The organism is Ornithinimicrobium carbonis (assembly GCF_050703245.1).
Taxonomy (GTDB): Bacteria; Actinomycetota; Actinomycetes; order Actinomycetales; family Dermatophilaceae; genus Ornithinicoccus.
In genome coordinates, this window is the sequence record NZ_CP192647.1 from 130013 (window position 1) to 146474 (window position 16462).

Here is a 16462-nt window from a genome sequence, read left to right on the forward strand (position 1 = left end):
CCACGGCGGACGCGCTGCGGTTTCACCCCGGGCCGGGGCCTGGTCTGGTTCACTGGTCGGATGATCCCGGCCACCATGCAGGCCGTGGTGCTCACCGGCCACGGCGGCCTCGACCGGCTCGAGCACCGGGACGACGTGCCCGTGCCCGAGCCAGGTCCCGGGGAGGTGCTGCTCGAGGTCAGCGCCTGCGGGATGAACAACACCGACGTGTGGGTGCGCCAGGGCGCCTACGGCCTCGAGGAGGATCCGGCGGCGGTGTCGACCTGGCGCCGGGGCCGCTCGACGCTGGAGTTCCCCCGCATCCAGGGCACCGACAGCGTCGGCCGCGTCGTGGCCGTGGGCGCCGGGGTGGACGGGGCCCGCGTCGGCGAGCGGGTGATGGTCGACTTCTCCCTCTACAACCGCGAGGACGACAGCCTCGCCGACATCGACTACATCGGCCACGGGCGGGACGGGGGCTACGCCGAGTACCAGGTGGTGCCCGCCGACCACGCCCACGTGGTCCACCGCGACCTCGACGACGCCGAGCTGGCCACGTTCTGCTGCGCCTACCTCACCGGCGAGCACATGCTCGACCGGGCCCGCGTGGCCGAGGGCGAGCGGGTGCTCATCACCGGCGCCTCCGGCGGCGTCGGCTCCGGGCTCATCCAGCTGTGCCGGGCCCGGGGCGCCATCCCCTACGCGGTCACCAGCGCGGGCAAGGCCGACGCGGTGCGCGCCATCGGCGCCGAGGGCGTGGTGCTGCGCGGCGAGGGCGACCTCGTCGACGCGGTGGCCGAGGCCACCGGGGGTGCCGACATCGACGTGGTTGCCGACCTCGTCGCGGGCGAGTTGTTCAACGACCTGCTCCGCATCCTGCGCCCCGAGGGTCGCTACACCACCTCCGGTGCCATCGCCGGCCCGGTCGTCCAGCTCGACCTGCGCACCATGTACCTCAAGCACCTCGAGCTCCACGGCTCCTCCCAGGGGACGAGGGCCGCGTTCCGGCGCCTCCTGGGCCACATCGAGTCCGGCGCCGTCCGCCCGCTGCTCGCCGGCACCTACCGGCTGAGCGAGTTCCACGACGCCCAGCGGGCGTTCATGGCCAAGGGCTTCGTGGGCAACCTCGTCGTCGTGCCCGACGCCCGGTGGGACGAGGTCGGGGCGCCCCATGCCGCCTGAGGACCGCCACCGCATCCAGCTCATCGACACCCACTACGGCGGTGACGTCAGCCGCGTCGTCGTGGGCGGCATACCCCACGTCCCGGGCGACAGCGTGCTGGCCAAGCGGGCGTGGCTGGAGTCCGACGGCGACGCCCTGCGTCGGCTGCTGCTCTCCCCGCCCTACGGCGAACCGGCGATGTGCGCCAACGTGGTGGTGGACACCGACCTGGCGCCGGCCGAGGCCGGCTACGTGATCATGGAGGCGATGGGGTACCCGTTCTTCTCGGGCTCCAACTCGATCTGCGTGGCCACGGCGCTGCTCGAGAGCGGGTACCTGCCGATGGGGCCGCCCGGACGGCAGGTGGTGCACCTGCAGGCGCCCGCGGGGCTCATCCGCGCCGAGGTCGAGCACGACGGCCGGCACGTGCACTCGGTTACGGTCACCTGCGACACCGCGTGGGTGTTCGAGCGCGGTCGCACCGCCGACCTGCCCGGGTTCGGACAGGTCACCTACGACGTGGTCTGGTCGGGCTGCTTCTACGCCGTCGTCGACGCCGCGGCCCACGGCTTCGCCCTCAGCGAGCCCGAGCGACCGGCGCTGGCCGACTTCGGCCTGTCCCTGTGCCTCGTCGCCTCCCCGGACCTGCAGCTCGTGCACCCCGACCACGGCGACACCGGCCCCCTCTCCTTCGTGAACCTGGCCGGTCCCCTGACCGAGGGCGACCACGGGCTGCAGATGCCCTCGGTCACCTACGTCCATCCCGGGGTGGTGTGCCGCTGCCCCACCGGGACCGGCACCGCGGCCCAGCTGGCGCTGCTGGCCGACGACGGCGTGCTGGGCGTGGGCGACCGGGTGACCAGCATCTCGCCCACCGGTTCCACGATGGAGGGCCAGATCGTCGGGCGCTCCGCCCTGCACGGTCGCCAGGCCACCACCTCCACCGTCACCGGCCGTGCGTTCACCCTCGGTGTCACCGAGCTCGTGGTGAACCTCGACGACGACCTCGCCGAGGCCGAGGGCATCTGGGAGCTGCTGACCGGCACCGCAGGCCGCTGAGGCAGACCGCTCAACTGTTGCCGAACCGTCGGTGACTCGTCGTCAGATGTTGCCGGGGAGAAGACCGCCCCCGGACGGTTGACTTCGACCCAGACGCACGCGCGCCGGCAGGGCTCCCGACCCGACCGAGCGGCACCTCCACCCGAAGGGAAGCTGGATGAGCACCACGACGAACCGCCGGATCAGGATCGGCATCGACACCGGAGGGACGTTCACCGACGTCGTCGCCTTCGACGAGGACGCCGGCACGATCACCTCGACGAAGACCCCGTCCACGCCGAGCAACCCGGCCGACGGCTTCATCAACGGCGTCGACAAGGTGCTCGAGATGCTCGGGGCGAGCGGTGCGGACGTCACGGCCGTCTCCCACGGCACCACCGTGGCCACCAACCAGCTGCTCGAGGGCAAGCTCGACCGGCTGGGCTTCATCACCACCGAGGGCTACGAGTTCGTCCTGGAGATCGCCCGTCAGGCGGTGCCGGACGGCTACGGCAACTCCTACTTCTGGGTCAAGCCGGAGCGCATCGTCCCGGCGGACCTGGTCAAGACCGTCGGCGGCCGGATGGACTTCGAGGGCAACGAGGTGCGCCCCTTCGACGAGGACGGCGCCCGCGCGGTCGCCCGGTGGTTCAAGGAGCAGGGCGTCAACACCCTCGGCGTGAACTTCCTGCACGCCTACGCCAACTCCTCGCACGAGGAGCGCATGCGCGAGATCCTGCTCGAGGAGCACCCCGACGTCGTCGTCTCCATCTCCAGCGAGGTGCTGCGCGAGTACCGCGAGTACGAACGCTCGATGACCACCCTCGTCGACGCCGCCGTCAAGCCCAAGGTCAGCGCCTACGTCTCTAACATCTCCGAACGGCTGCGCGCCTACACCGGGGCGCCCGCTGAGGGTTCCGGGGAATCCGCGGGGGGCGGAGCTCCCCGGGCGATGCCCTTCTACATCATGAAGTCCAACGGCGGGGTGCTGTCGGCCGAGGAGGTCGTCCACCAGCCGATCACGACCGTGCTCTCCGGTCCCGCGGCCGGCGCCCTGGGCGCGGCCATGGTCTCCGGGCTGGCCGGCTTCGACAAGGTCCTCACCTGCGACGGTGGCGGCACCTCCACCGACGTCTCGGTGGTGCTCTCCGGCGAGCCGACCCTCACCACCGAGGGGTCCGTGGGCGCCTACCCCTCCAAGATCCCGATGATCGACGTCGTCACCGTCGGCGCCGGCGGTGGCTCCATCGCCTGGATCTCCCCGGAGGGGTCGTTGAAGGTCGGCCCGCAGTCGGCCGGTGCCGACCCGGGTCCGCTCTGCTACGGCAACGGCGGCGCCGACGGTGCACCCACGATCACGGACGCGCACCTGCTGCTCGGCCGCATACCCCCGCACCTCCTCGGCGGTGAGATCCCCCTGGACGCCGACGCGGCGCGCACCGGCCTGGAGGAGATCGCCGGCACGCTCGGCCTGGACGTCGAGCACGCGGCCAGCGGGATCCTGGAGATCAGCGCCTGGAACCAGGCCAACGCCCTGCGCCAGATCTCGGTCAAGCGCGGTCTGGACGTGCGCGACTTCATGCTCGCCACCTTCGGCGGGTCCGGGTCGCTGCTGGCCTGCCGGCTCGTGGACATCCTCGACCTGGCCGGCGTCATCGTCCCGCTCAACCCGGGCAACGTCTCGGCGTTCGGCCTGCTCACCGTGGACGTCAAGAACGACTACGTGCAGACGATGGTCGCCAAGCACGACCACCTCGACCTGGGCCAGCTGAACCGGACCTACGGAGAGCTTACCGACCGCGCGACCCGCGCCCTGGACGCCGAGGGCTTCGAGCGCGCGGACCACCAGTTCCAGCGGACGGCCGACCTGCGCTACGTGGGCCAGGCGTTCGAGGTGCGGGTGCCGGTGCCGGTCGAGGACCTCGACGCGGCGACGGCGGACCAGGTCGCGGCCGCGTTCCACGACGCCCACCGGGCGCTGTACGGCTACGACTTCCGGGGCGACGCCCGCCAGGAGGTCGAGTGGGTCAACCTGCGCGTCACCGGCGTCGGCCCGATCACGCGGCCGTCCATCCCGGAGATCGGCACCGGTGAGGGCACCGACGCCGAGCGCGCCCGCACCTCGACCCGGCCGGTCTGCTTCGAGGCGGCCGACGGCTACGTCGACACCCCCGTCTACTGGCGACCCGACCTGCGCGACGGCGACGAGGTCCAGGGGCCGGCCATCATCGAGGAGTTCGGGCTCCACCGTCCCCGTCCACCCGGGCTTCGTCGTCCGGGTCGACGCCTGGGGCAACCTCGTCATCACCAAGCCGGGCGGCGGCGACGACGCCGGCACCCGCGCGGCCGCGCAGCCGGCGGTGGCCAGCGCCACCGCCTACGTGACCGCCGTGCAGAGCAAGGAGGAGCAGGCATGAGCACCCCCACCACCACGACCCCCGCCACCGCGGCCACCGGCGCGGCCGGGACCGCCCCGGCCGTCGACCCCATCGTCGTCGAGATCGTCCAGGGCACCCTGGCCTCGGTCGAGATGGAGGTCGAGACCGCGATCGCCCGCACCTCGCGCAGCCCGATGATCCGGGACGCGCACGACTTCCGCGCCGGGATCCACGACCGTCAGCTGCGCAAGCTGACCGGACGCTCCTACAGCGCGCTCGTGCACCCCGTCGCCCGCGACTTCCCGCTGGAGACGATGAGGCCCGGCGACGTCTTCTTCCACAACGACGTCTACGAGTCCGAGGGCGGCATCGGCCACCTGCCCGACCTGTGCGTCACCGTGCCGGTCTTCCACGAGGGCGAGGTCGTCTGCTTCGTCCAGGCGTTCGGCCACCACGACGACATCGGCGGAGCCACCCCGGGCTCCATGCCCTCGGCCGCGACCAGCGTCTTCGAGGAGGGCCTCATGGTCCCCCCGATCAAGCTGTGGGACCAGGGGGTGCCCAACGAGGCCGCGCTGCGGATCATGACCCGCAACTCACGGATGCCCGAGTCGCTGGCCGCCGACCTGGACGCCGAGTGCTCGGCCTGCCTCATGGGTGCGGCCCGGCTCACCGAGCTGTTCGAGCGCTACGGCCGCGAGACGGTGGAGGGCGCCTTCCAGGCGATCCTCGACAAGACGACCGACACCTACCGGCGCGAGATCCTCTCCAAGATCCCCGACGGGGAGTACGTCTGGGAGGACTACGCCGAGCACGACGGCGTCGACGAGCCCAGGCTGCACACCCAGCGGATCACGCTGACCAAGACCAGCACCGGCGGTCCCGGCACGGAGCCGGGCGGCGGGCCGAAGATCACCATCGACTTCACCGGCACCGCCCCGCAGGCCAAGGGCCCGATCAACCACTGCGGCGACTACGCCGACGGCAACTTCCTCAAGAAGTGGCTGGCCCCGATCCTGCGCAACCTGGCCGACACCCCCGAGCGGATGGGCGAGCTGGACGTCAACGAGGGCGTGGTGCCGCTCATCGAGATGAAGTTCCCGGAGAAGGGCACCCTGCTCACGCCGATCTTCCCGGCGCCGACCAACGCCCGGACGTTCGTCATCCTGCGTCTGCTCGGCGTGCTCGCCGGCGTGCTGGCCAAGGCGGTCGACGGCCGGATGCCGGCCGACCAGGAGACGATCCGCTACACCGGCGTCTACGGCAAGGACCGCGACGGCAAGGACTACCTCATGCGCGAGGTGCTCGGCGGCGGCGCCGGCGGGCGCTACTACGCCGACGGCGAGGACACCATCCACGTCGTGCCGGACTCGCGCAACCTGCCGACGGAGTTCACCGAGTCGCGCTTCCCGTTCCTCGTCGAGCGCCTCGGCCTGGCCGTCGACTCCGGCGGCGCCGGCCGCTACCGCGGTGGTCTGGGCTACGAGAAACACATCCGGATGCTCAAGGACGCGCACTTCATGTCCATCGCCGACCGTTCGATCCTGGCCTGCTGGGGCGTCAAGGGCGGCAAGGCGGGCAACCCCTTCGAGGTGTGCATCGACCCCGGCGGCCCCGACGAGCGGTATGTGGACGCCCTCGCCGACGCGGAGCCCGTCAAGGCCGGCCAGGTGATCCGGATCCGGACCACGGGCGGCGGCGGCTGGGGCGACCCGCTGGAGCGCCCGGTCGAGGAGGTCGAGCGCGACCTGCGCTGGGGCAAGGTCTCCTTCGAGGGCGCCCGCGAGGACTACGGCGTGGTCGCCTCCGGCACCAAGGAGGAGCCCGTCGTCGACGTGGAGGCCACCGAGGAGCTGCGGGAGCGGCTGCGGTCCGGGCGCGGCGCGGCGAGGAGCCGTTCTTCGACCGCGGCCCGGGTTACGCCCAGCTGGCCGGCGGCGCCACCTCGGCGGACGTCGACTGGCTCTGAGGCCGGCCGTGGGTGCAGCGACCGTCACGGTGCTCGGCGCGACCGGCAAGACCGGCCGCGCCGTGGCCCTGGCGGCGCTGCGCCGCGGGCTGGTCGTCCGGGGGGTCTCGCGGCACGGGCCGCCGTCGCCCCGCGGTGACGACGGTCCCGCGGCCGGGAGCGACCGCGGGACCGACGACCTTCCCGCCGGCGTCGACCGGTTCCTCGCCGACCCCCTGACCGGCGAGGGACTGGTCGACGCGCTCACCGGCGCGGACGCGGCATACCTCGTGGCGCCCAACGTGCACCCCGCGGAGGTGGACCTGGTCGCCCGGGCCGCGCGGGTGGCCACCGAGGTGGGCGTGGCACGGGTGGTCCACCACTCCGTCGCCGACCCCGACGACGCGCGGATGCCGCACCACGTGCGCAAGGGACGGGCCGAGCGCCTGCTCCGTGAGCTGCGACCGGACGCCGTCGTGCTGCGGCCGTGCGCCTACCAGCAGAACCTCCTGCCGGCGGCGCTCGCGGGGCGGATCGAGGTGCCGTACCGCCTCGACGCGCCGTTCAGCCTCGTCGACCTGGACGACGTCGCCGAGGTGGCCGCGAGCGCGCTCGCCGGCGGTCTTGAGCCGGGGTCGACGCACGTGCTCGCCGGGCCGGAGGAGCTCACGGTCGCCGACCTGGCCGAGACCGCCGCCCGTGTCCTGGGCCGGCCGGTCGCCGCCACCGCGACGACCGTCGAGCGGTGGCGGGCGGGGCCGGGGTCCGGGCTCGGCCCGGGCGCGGCGGAGGAGCTGGCAGCGATGTTCCGGGCCTACGACGAGAGCGGCTTCCCCGCCGACCCCGGGCCGCTGGGCCGCTGGCTCGGCTCGCCCGCCCATCTCCTGGGCCGAGCTGCTGCGCAGGCACACCCGATGACACACTCCGGCACCGTCGCCGGACCGACCGAAGGACACCCGCATGAGGATCGTCGTCGCCCTCGGGGGCAACGCCATGACCGCCACGGACGGCAGCTCCACGCCGGACGACCAGCGCGCCGCCATCGAGGAGGCCGCCGGGCACATCGCCACGCTCGTCGCCGCCGGGCACGAGGTCGTGGTCACGCACGGCAACGGCCCGCAGGTGGGCAACATCCTGCTCAAGAACGAGCTGTCCGCCCATCAGCTGACGCCGGTGAGCCTGGACTGGTGCGGAGCGCAGACGCAGGGGACGATCGGCTTCACGCTGATGAACGCCCTGGAGCGCCAGCTCGCCGCGGCCGGCTCGCCCCGGCCGGTGGCCGCCCTCGTCTCGCGCACGCTCGTGGACCCCGACGACCCGGCGTTCGCGGAGCCGACGAAGGCGGTGGGCCCCTACCGCGACGCCGAGCACGCCGCCGCGATGTCGGAGCAGGGCCAGTCGTGGCGCGACGAGGGGGACAAGGGGTGGCGCCGGACCGTGCCCTCGCCCGAGCCGCGGGAGATCGTCGACGCCCCGGCGGTCGAGGCGCTGGTGGCGCGAGGGTTCCTCGTCGTGTCCTCCGGGGGCGGAGGGATCCCGGTCGTGGCGTCGCCGGCGGGGGGCTACGAGGGGATCGAGGCCGTCATCGACAAGGACCTCACCGCCACCCTGCTCAGCCGCCAGGTGGACGCCGACCTGCTGGTCATCGCCACCGACGTGGAGAACGCGGTGCTGCGGTGGGGCACGCCGCAGGCCCGGCCGATCGGGGAGGTCGACGTGGTCACCATGCGCCGCCACATCGAGGAGGGCGAGTTCGGCGTCGGCTCGATGCTGCCGAAGGTGGACGCGGTGACCCGGTTCGTCGAGGGTGGCGGGCCGCGCGCGGTGGTGACCTCGCTGCCCTCGATCGCCGAGGCGGTCGCGGGCAGGACGGGGACGATCGTCGTACCGTCGGACTGAGACCCGTCCTTCCCCGAGAGCCAGCGATGACCAACCGCGCCGCCGAGAACCTCGCGCTGCTCGACGTCGAGACCGGGAGGCTGCTGACCACCTGCCGCGGCCTGGTCGCGGCCGGGGCCGGGGCCGCCGCCCGGCCGACGCTCTGCGAGGGCTGGGACGCGGCCCGCCTGCTCACCCACCTGGCCCGCAACGCCGACGCGCTGGGCAACCTCGTGCGCTGGGCCGGCGACGGCGTCGAACGGCAGGCCTACGCCTCGGTCGCCCAGCGGGACCGGGACATCGAGACCGGTGCGCGCCGGCCCCTGGCGGAGATCGCCGCCGACGTGGAGGTGACGGCCTCCCGGTTCCGAGAGCTGGCCGGGACGCTCACGGGCCCGGCCGGGGAGGCGCAGGTGCGCACCCGCACCGGGACCCCGGTCCAGGGCCACCAGGTGGTCGCGATGCGGGTGCTCGAGGTGGTCTTCCACCACGTCGACCTGCAGGCCGGCTACACCTTCGACGACGCCGACCCCGCCTGCCGTCGCGCGCACGCTCCGCCGCGGCGTGGCCCGGTGGGACGCGACCGGCGGGGCGCCGGGGCTCACCCTCATGCCGGTCGCCCCGGCGGGGGAGGGGATCGACACCTCCGGTATGCCGCCGCTCCAGCTCTCCGGCGGCGGCACCGAGGTCTCGGGGACCCCGGGGCAGCTGCTGCTCTGGCTGGCGCGCGGCCGCACGGACGGGTTGTCGACCGACGTCGGCCTCCCGACCCCGCCGCCCTGGGCCTAAGACCGGTCCCGACGCGCAGTCGTGACACGACGGTCGCCGTCGCAACCGGTGTTGCACGGCTGCGCAGCGTCTGAGGACCCGCTCGACCTGCCAGGACGGCTGAACGGTGCCACGATCGGGGCCATGACCCATCCGCGCCCCGGTCCTAGCGACGACGTTCCCGACGGGTCCTTCCCCGGGCCTCCCAGCCCCGGAACCGGCTCCGGGCCAGGCCCCGGCCCCGGCCAGCCCTTCCCCGACCAGCCGCCCGGCGACGAGCCCGCCGACCCCTGGGCCGAGGACGAGGCGCGGCGCCGTGCCCAGCAGCCCGAGGGCTGGACCTCCGAGCCGGGTGGCCTCGGCCCGATCCCCGGCCGCACCTGGCGTCGCGGCAACACGCGGGTCACCGTCGGCGGCTGCTGCCTGCCGCTGCCCATCGGCTGCCTGACCACCCTCGTGGCCGCCGGTGTCGTGGCCGCCACGGTCGTCCGTCGCGGTCTCTGACCCACCCTCCCGCCCCGGCCCTCCCTCGAGCACCCAGGAGTCGCGCATGAGCAGCAACCTCGCCGCCAACCTCACCCGCACCGCCGAGCAGCACGGCGACCGTCCGGCGGTCGTCCTGGACGACCTCCGCCTCACCTACACCGAGCTGGAGCACTCCGCCCGCCAGCTCGCCGGGTGGTTGCGCAGCCAGGGCATCGGGGTCGGCGACCGGGTCGCGCTCATGCTCCCCAACGTGCCGGCCTTCCCCGTCCTCTACTACGCCACGCTGCGCCTCGGCGGGATCGTCGTGCCGATGAACCCGCTGTTCAAGCGGCGCGAGATCCAGTACTACCTGCAGGACTCCGGCGCGAGCCTCCTCGTCGCGATGCCGGGCGAGGAGGTCACCGCCGCCGCGGAGGCCGCCGGCGTCCCCGTGCTGGCGGTCGGCCCGCAGGGCCTGAGCTCCTACGTGCACGGCGAGGAGGCCACCGACCCGGTCGAGGAGATCGTCGAGCGTGCCGGCGACGACACCTCCGTCATCCTCTACACCTCCGGCACCACCGGCCGACCCAAGGGCGCCGAGCTGACGCACGACAACCTGCAGACCAACCAGGCCACCACGACCGAGACCCTGCTGCACCTCGGCCCGGAGGACGTGGTCATGGGCTGCCTGCCGCTGTTCCACGTCTTCGGGATGACCTGCGCGCTCAACACCGCGGTCGGGGCCGGCGCCGCGCTGACGATGATCCCGCGGTTCGAGCCGGGCAAGGCCCTGGAGGTGATGGAGCGCGACCGGGTCACCGTCTTCGAGGGCGTCCCCACGATGTACGGCGCCATGCTCGCCCACGCCACCGGTGTCGCCGGCCAGGTCCCCGACCTGTCCACCCTGCGCACGGCCGTCTCCGGCGGTGCCAGCCTCCCGGTCGAGCTGATGCGCCGGTTCGAGGAGACCTTCGGCTGCTCGATCCTCGAGGGCTACGGCCTGTCCGAGACCAGCCCGGTCGCCTCCTTCAACCACCCCGACCGGGAGCGCAAGGCGGGCTCGATCGGCATACCCGTGCGGGGGGTGGAGATGAAGCTGGCCGCCGCCGCGGGCGGGGACGCGGAGGACCCCGAGGGCGGGATCGGCGAGATCTGCATCCGCGGCGAGAACATCATGAAGGGGTACTGGAACAACCCCGACGCGACCGCCGAGGCCGTCGACGCCGACGGCTGGTTCCACTCCGGCGACCTGGCCCGCGTCGACGAGGACGGCTACTACTTCATCGTCGACCGCAAGAAGGACATGACAACCGCGGAGGGCTCAACGTCTACCCGCGCGAGATCGAGGAGCTGCTCTACGAGCACCCGGCCGTCGCCGAGGCCGCGGTCGTCGGCGTGCCCCACCCCGAGCTGGGCGAGGAGATCAGCGCGTACGTCGTGCTCGCCCCGGGTGCGCAGGCGACCGCGGAGGAGCTGGTCGAGCACGTGCGCTCGCAGGTGGCCCCGTACAAGTACCCGCGGACGGTGCACCTCATCGAGGAGCTGCCGAAGGGTGCGACCGGGAAGATCCTCAAGCGGGAGCTGCGGTCCCGGTGACCGGTCGGCGACCGCTCGTCGCGGGCCTCCTGGTGGTCGCCGGGCTGGGAGCGGCAGGATGCGCCGCCCAGGAGACCGAGGAGGCCGTGCCGTCACCGGTCGTGGACACCGTGCCCGACGGGGCGGGTGCGACCACGGAGGGGCCGACGGTCCAGGTCCGGTCGGTCGAGGACGGAGGCATCGTGCTGGTCACCACCGCGACGGTCCTGGAGGACGGTTCAGCCCCGGTCGACGGACAGCTCATCACGGGCCCCGGCGGGTGCCTCGCCCTCGACCGCCAGGGGCCGCCGGTGCTGCTGGTGCTGCCGGACGGCAGCGAGCTGAGGACCGGGGAGAGACCCTCGGTCACCTGGGGGGAGGTGACGGTCGAGGTGGGCGGTCCGCTGCGGCTGGACGCCGTGAGCGTCCCGGTCGAGCGTCTCGACGGCCTGCCGGACGGCTGCGGGGAGGGGACGGCGCAGCAGGCCCTAGTCGTCGGGGTGGGCGACGGCTGACCCTCGGGTGCCCTGCCGAACGCACCCTCGTCAGGGCGGCGACGGCTGACCGAGAGGCCCCCTGACCGACGCTCTCCGCCGACGGGCGTGGAGGCCGCTCCTGTGTCAGACTCCCCGGACAGACCTCCGGACAAAGGTGATCGGCATGTCTCCCAACCAGATCGGTTTCGCGCTCCTCATCCTCGGGCTCTTCCTGCTCATCGGGAAGGTCATCAGGGTCAAGGTCGGCTGGGTGCAGAAGCTGTTCCTGCCCAGCTCGATCATCGGCGGCTTCCTCCTGCTGATCCTCGGCCCCCAGGTGCTCGGCCAGCTGGTCCCGGGGATGTCCGAGGGGGGTGTGTTCACCGAGGAGATGCTCGCGGTCTGGCGCACCCTGCCGAGCCTGCTCATCAGCGTCGTCTTCGCCACGATGTTCCTCGGCCAGGACCTGCCCAGCCCGAAGCGGGCCGCCCGGCTGGTCGGCCCGCAGCTCTCCCTCGGCGTCGCGCTCGGCTCGAGCCAGTACGTCGTGGGCCTCCTGCTCGCCGCCCTCGTCCTCGTCCCCGTCTTCAGCGCCAGCCCGATGACCGGCGCCCTCATCGAGATCGGCTTCGAGGGCGGCCACGGCACCGCCGCCGGCATGCGCGGGGTGATGGAGGACCTCGGCTTCACCGAGGGCGCCGACCTGGCCGTCGGCCTGGCCACCGTCGGGATCGTCGGCGGCATCGTCATCGGCATCGCCCTCATCAACTGGGGCGTGCGCACCGGCCGCACCGAGCTGCTCAAGGGTGACGTCAAGGCGTCCGTCGAGGAGCAGAAGGGCCTGTTCAGCAAGGACGAGTACTACCCCGCCGCCACGATGACCTCCCGCCCCGCCTCGGTCGAGCCGCTGTCGCTGCACATGGCCCTGGTCGCCGTGGCCATCCTCATCGGCTGGGCCATCCTGGAGTCGCTGCGCTGGATCGAGGCGCAGACCTACTCCTCGGTCCTGCTCAACGACTCCACCCCGCTGGAGATCTTCGCCTACGTCCCGCTCTTCCCCCTCGCCCTCATCGGCGGCGTCATCCTCCAGGCGATCGCCGCCGCGCTCAAGGTCGACCACCTCATCGACCACCAGATGATGCTGCGCATCCAGGGCTGGGCGCTGGACTTCCTCATCATCGCCGCGATCGGCACGCTCTCGCTCATGGCGATCGGCGCCAACATCTGGGCGTTCAGCCTGCTGGCGGTCGCGTCGCCGGCGTCGGCGTCAACGTCGCCCTCTTCCTGTGGCTGGCACCGCGCATCATCGGCCGCTTCTGGTTCGAGCGCGGCATCGGCGACTTCGGCCAGTCGATGGGCGTCACGGCCACCGGCCTGATCCTCATGCGGATCACCGACCCGGACGCCGAGAGCCCGGCCTTCGAGGCCTTCGGCTACAAGCAGCTCATCTTCGAGCCGTTCTTCGGCGGCGGGATGATCACCGCCCTGGCGGTGCCGATCATCTTCCTCACCGGCATCTGGCCGCTGTTCTTCGCGATGCTGCTCATCTTCGCGATCGCCGTCGGCGCGGGCCTGATCTACTACGCGCCCAAGGCGAAGGCGGAGCGGGCCGAGGCGCGCGAGGGGACCTCGGCGGTCACCACCTGAAGGGGGCCGCTCCGTCGGACGGGCGGGGGTCAGCTCTCGGGCACGTTGCGCATCCCGCTGAGGTCGGCCGTGCCGGCGTCCAGCGAGCGCTCGTGCTCCTCCCAGGGGGGGCCAGGAGGGCGAAGCCCGCCACGTCACCCGGCTCGAGACCGTGCCGCTGGAGCGCCTCGAGCACCGCCTCCCGGCACACGTCGTACCGGACCGGCTCCTCGGCGAGACCGTAGGCGCGGATGGCGGGCCCGGCGGTGGCCCAGCCGTCGTCGGTGGGCTGCAGGCGGTCACCCGTGACCGTGACCCGCACCCGGACCGTGCGCTCGTTGCCCGCCTCGGAGACGTGGTCGGTGTACACCGTGACCCGCGTCGCCCGGATAGGGGGGTGGTCGTTCACCGCCTCGAAGAGCACGTCCGTCTGGTAGACGTCGGTGTAGGCGGCCTCGAAGTGCTGGAGCGTGGTCACCACCCCATCCTGGCACCCGGCCGTCGTCGGGGGGTCCCAGGGGCGCTCCCCACTACTTGGCGCTGCCCCGCATGACCCCGGAGATGATCCACCGCTGGGCCACGATGTAGACGAGCACCATGGGCAGCAGCGCCATCAGGTAGGAGGCGAAGGCCACGCCGTAGTTGGTCGTGAACTGCCCCTGCAGCACGTACTGCACGAGCGGCAGGGTCTGGTGCTCGGGCTCGCTGAGGATGACCAGCGGCAGCATGAAGTCGTTCCAGGCCCACATGGCCGTGAGGATGGCCACGGTGGCGTTCATCGGCGCCAGGATCGGGAAGATGATCCGCCAGAAGGTCGTCCAGGTGCTGGCGCCGTCCGTCTTGGCGGCCTCCTCCAGCTCGATCGGGATCGAGCGGACGTAGGCGACGTAGATGAACACGTTGAGGCTGAGGGCATACACCGTGTAGAGCAGGATCAGCCCGATCGGGTTGTCCAGACCCAGGAGCGCGGTCTGCTTGACGACCGGCAGCATGATGATCGGGAACGGCACGAACAGCGCGGCGATGAAGTAGAAGTACAGGAAGGTGAAGGTGCGCGAACGGTCCATGTAGCGCGCGATCGCGTAGGCCACCATCGAGTTGGTGAGCACGGTGAGGACCACCGAGCCGACCGTCACCACGAGCGAGTTGCGCAGCGCCCGCGGGAAGTTCGTCAGCTCCCAGGCCGTGGAGAAGTTCTCCCACGCCAGTCCCTGGGGCAGCTCGAAACCGGTGCCCCCCAGCTGGTCGGGCGTCTTGAACGCCGTGACCACCGTGAAGTAGAGCGGGATCAGCACCGACAGCGAGCAGATCGCGATGAAGATGGTCGCCGGCCAGTTGGTGCCGTCGCGTCGTGACGTCCGTCGCCGCCGCGGCTCGGCACGCGTCGAGGTGTCCTGGGTGTCGGGGGTCTCCCGGGTCTCGGTGCTCATCAGAAATCAGCCTCCCTGCGCTGCAGGAAGCGGAACTGCAGCAGCGACAGCACGACGATGACGACGAGGTAGACCACGGCGTTGGCGGTCTGGTAGGCGTACTCCCCGCCCTGCAGGCCGCCTCGGTAGATGAGCAGGGAGATGGACTCGGTCGCCGTGCCGGGTCCGCCGTTGGTCAGCGCGATGATGTGGTCGAAGACCTGGAGGAAGTTCTTCAGCGACAGCACCATGTTGATGGTGAAGAACGCCCCGATGAGGGGGAAGGTGATCCGGAAGAACTGCTGGGTCGGGGTGGCCCCGTCCAGGTCGGACGCCTCGTAGACCTCGGTCGGGATCGTCTGCAGCCCGGCGAGGTAGAGGATGATGTTGAACGCCGCGGCCTGCCACACCGCCAGGATCACCACGCCGACCCAGGCCAGGTCCTCGTTGGCCAGGATCGAGGTCGACAGCGCCGTGATCCCCATCCGGTCGGCGATGAAGGGGAGGGAGTTGGCGAACATGTAGTTGAAGACGTATCCGATGATGAGGATCGCCAGCACGTGGGGCATGAAGAAGATCGCCCGGAACGTCGTCTTCAACTTGATCCGGGCGTTCAGCCCCACGGCGATGACCAGGGCGATGACGTTGACCAGGACCGTGGACACCAGCGCGAACAGGAACGTGAACCGGTAGGCGCCGAACACCCGCTCGTCCCGGAAGAGGTTGACGTAGTTGTCCAGCCCGACGAAGCCCCACTCCCCGTAGCCGGCGTAGTCGGTGAAGGAGTAGAAGATCCCCGTCAGCACCGGGATGGTGTGGAAGACGAAGAACAGGACGAACGCCGGCACGACCATCCACCAGATCGTGCGGGGCACGCCGATCCCCTGGCGGGCCTTCCTCTCCGTCGGTTCGGGCATGGTGCCCCGCGGCTCGTGGGCCGCCTTCTGGACGGTCATCGCCCCTCCTCGAACCCGGTGGTGCGCCGGGCGTACTTGCGCCACTCGTTGTCCATCGCCTCCAGGAAGGCGTCGGGATCCTTGTTCAGCACCAGGGTCTGCACGTGAGCCTCCAGGTTCATCGCGGCGGGGATCTGGTGGTCGGCGTAGCCGGCCAGGCGGCCCTCCTCGTAGAGCGGCACCACCAGCTCCAGGGCCGGGTCGTCGTTCTGGGGGGCGTCCACCAGGGGCGAGAGGGCGCTCTGCTCGCTGGCGTAGGAGCTGACGATCTCCTCGGAGAACATGAACTCCACGAAGCGCCGGGCCTCCTCGGGGTATGCCGTGTCCTTGCCGATCGCGACCGCCACGTCGACGCCGGAGACGAGGACGTTCTCCGACTCGTCCTCGCCGACCGGCATGACGAACATCGCGACCGGGGCCTCCTCGTCGATGGCCCGGATGGCGGGCAGGGTGAACGACCCCTGGGCGACCATGGCCGCCTCACCCTCCGCCATCGCCCGGTTGCCGTCGTCGTAGCCCCGGCCCGCGGCGTTGTCCTGGGCGTAGCCGAAGAACTCCACGAACCGCTCCGCGACGGGGGCGTAGCCTTCGGTGAAGGACGCCGGCCCGTCCGGTCCGGCGTCGGCGCCCGCGGCGCGCATCTCCTGCCAGAACTCGCGCGGCACGAGGGCCCCGGAGAGGTTGTTGAAGGTCGGCAGCAGGGTCCAGCGGTCGGCGTAGGTGGCGTAGAGGGGGACCACGTCGGTGTCCTGCAGGTCCTCGACCACCCTGCTGGAACTCCGGCCAGGTGGTCGGGACCTCCAG

Annotated in this window: 13 protein-coding genes and 2 pseudogenes; 11 read left to right on the top strand and 4 right to left on the bottom strand. The window is 72.0% G+C overall.

Annotated elements, in window-relative coordinates; all coding sequences use genetic code 11:
• The first annotated feature begins 60 nt into the window (after positions 1-60).
• From ACQ95T_RS00695 to ACQ95T_RS00745, 11 genes and pseudogenes are all read left to right on the top strand, one after another.
• Entirely contained in the window at positions 61-1161 is a 1101-nt protein-coding gene (locus ACQ95T_RS00695; RefSeq protein ID WP_425942898.1) for an alcohol dehydrogenase family protein, read from the top strand.
• A complete protein-coding gene (locus ACQ95T_RS00700; RefSeq protein WP_425942899.1) occupies positions 1151-2200 on the top strand; it encodes a proline racemase family protein in 1050 nt (349 codons plus the stop codon). The genes ACQ95T_RS00695 and ACQ95T_RS00700 overlap by 11 nt, the downstream gene beginning before the upstream one ends.
• Positions 2201-2357: 157 nt before the next feature.
• The gene (locus ACQ95T_RS00705) at positions 2358-6665 is read left to right on the top strand and encodes a hydantoinase B/oxoprolinase family protein (RefSeq protein WP_431473380.1); all 4308 of its coding nucleotides are present in this window, start codon (positions 2358-2360) and stop codon (positions 6663-6665) included.
• Positions 6589-7167 (top strand): annotated as a pseudogene (locus ACQ95T_RS00710) (SDR family oxidoreductase); the annotation flags it as partial. The gene ACQ95T_RS00705 and the pseudogene ACQ95T_RS00710, both read left to right, overlap by 77 nt.
• A gap of 298 nt (positions 7168-7465) precedes the next feature.
• Positions 7466-8404: a carbamate kinase gene (locus tag ACQ95T_RS00715; protein ID WP_425942903.1), complete on the top strand. Its 939-nt coding sequence runs from the start codon at positions 7466-7468 to the stop codon at positions 8402-8404.
• A 26-nt stretch (positions 8405-8430) separates the two neighbouring features.
• Positions 8431-9246 carry a maleylpyruvate isomerase N-terminal domain-containing protein gene (locus ACQ95T_RS00720; RefSeq protein WP_431473876.1) on the top strand — a complete coding sequence of 272 codons (816 nt, stop codon included), beginning with the start codon at positions 8431-8433 and terminating at the stop codon, positions 9244-9246.
• 49 nt (positions 9247-9295) lie between these two features.
• Positions 9296-9655, top strand: coding sequence for a hypothetical protein (locus ACQ95T_RS00725; RefSeq protein WP_425942905.1), 360 nt, complete (start codon positions 9296-9298; stop codon positions 9653-9655).
• Between the two features lie 46 nt (positions 9656-9701).
• Positions 9702-11212: pseudogene (locus tag ACQ95T_RS00730) on the top strand (long-chain-fatty-acid--CoA ligase).
• Complete coding sequence (locus ACQ95T_RS00735) at positions 11209-11706, top strand: hypothetical protein (RefSeq protein WP_425942907.1); 498 nt, start codon at positions 11209-11211, stop codon at positions 11704-11706. Before ACQ95T_RS00730 ends, ACQ95T_RS00735 begins: the two are co-directional and overlap by 4 nt.
• A 145-nt stretch (positions 11707-11851) precedes the next feature.
• On the top strand, positions 11852-13045 hold the full coding sequence (locus tag ACQ95T_RS00740) for a sodium/glutamate symporter (RefSeq protein ID WP_431473381.1): 1194 nt from the start codon (positions 11852-11854) through the stop codon (positions 13043-13045).
• Positions 13021-13314: a hypothetical protein gene (locus tag ACQ95T_RS00745; protein WP_431473382.1), complete on the top strand. Its 294-nt coding sequence runs from the start codon at positions 13021-13023 to the stop codon at positions 13312-13314. The genes ACQ95T_RS00740 and ACQ95T_RS00745 overlap by 25 nt, the downstream gene beginning before the upstream one ends.
• Here ACQ95T_RS00745 and ACQ95T_RS00750 read toward each other — a convergent pair.
• The 4 genes from ACQ95T_RS00750 to ACQ95T_RS00765 are packed head-to-tail and all read right to left on the bottom strand — an operon-like array spanning position 13304 to position 16398.
• The gene (locus ACQ95T_RS00750; protein ID WP_431473383.1) at positions 13304-13771 is read right to left on the bottom strand and encodes a hypothetical protein; all 468 of its coding nucleotides are present in this window, start codon (positions 13769-13771) and stop codon (positions 13304-13306) included. The two genes, ACQ95T_RS00745 and ACQ95T_RS00750, sit on opposite strands and share 11 nt — an antisense overlap.
• Before the next feature lie 52 nt (positions 13772-13823).
• Positions 13824-14723: a carbohydrate ABC transporter permease gene (locus ACQ95T_RS00755; protein WP_425942910.1), complete on the bottom strand. Its 900-nt coding sequence runs from the start codon at positions 14721-14723 to the stop codon at positions 13824-13826.
• Positions 14723-15658 carry a carbohydrate ABC transporter permease gene (locus ACQ95T_RS00760; protein WP_425942911.1) on the bottom strand — a complete coding sequence of 312 codons (936 nt, stop codon included), beginning with the start codon at positions 15656-15658 and terminating at the stop codon, positions 14723-14725. The genes ACQ95T_RS00755 and ACQ95T_RS00760 overlap by 1 nt, the downstream gene beginning before the upstream one ends.
• On the bottom strand, positions 15655-16398 hold the full coding sequence (locus ACQ95T_RS00765) for an extracellular solute-binding protein (RefSeq protein WP_431473384.1): 744 nt from the start codon (positions 16396-16398) through the stop codon (positions 15655-15657). The genes ACQ95T_RS00760 and ACQ95T_RS00765 overlap by 4 nt, the downstream gene beginning before the upstream one ends.
• Positions 16399-16462: the final 64 nt, after the last annotated feature.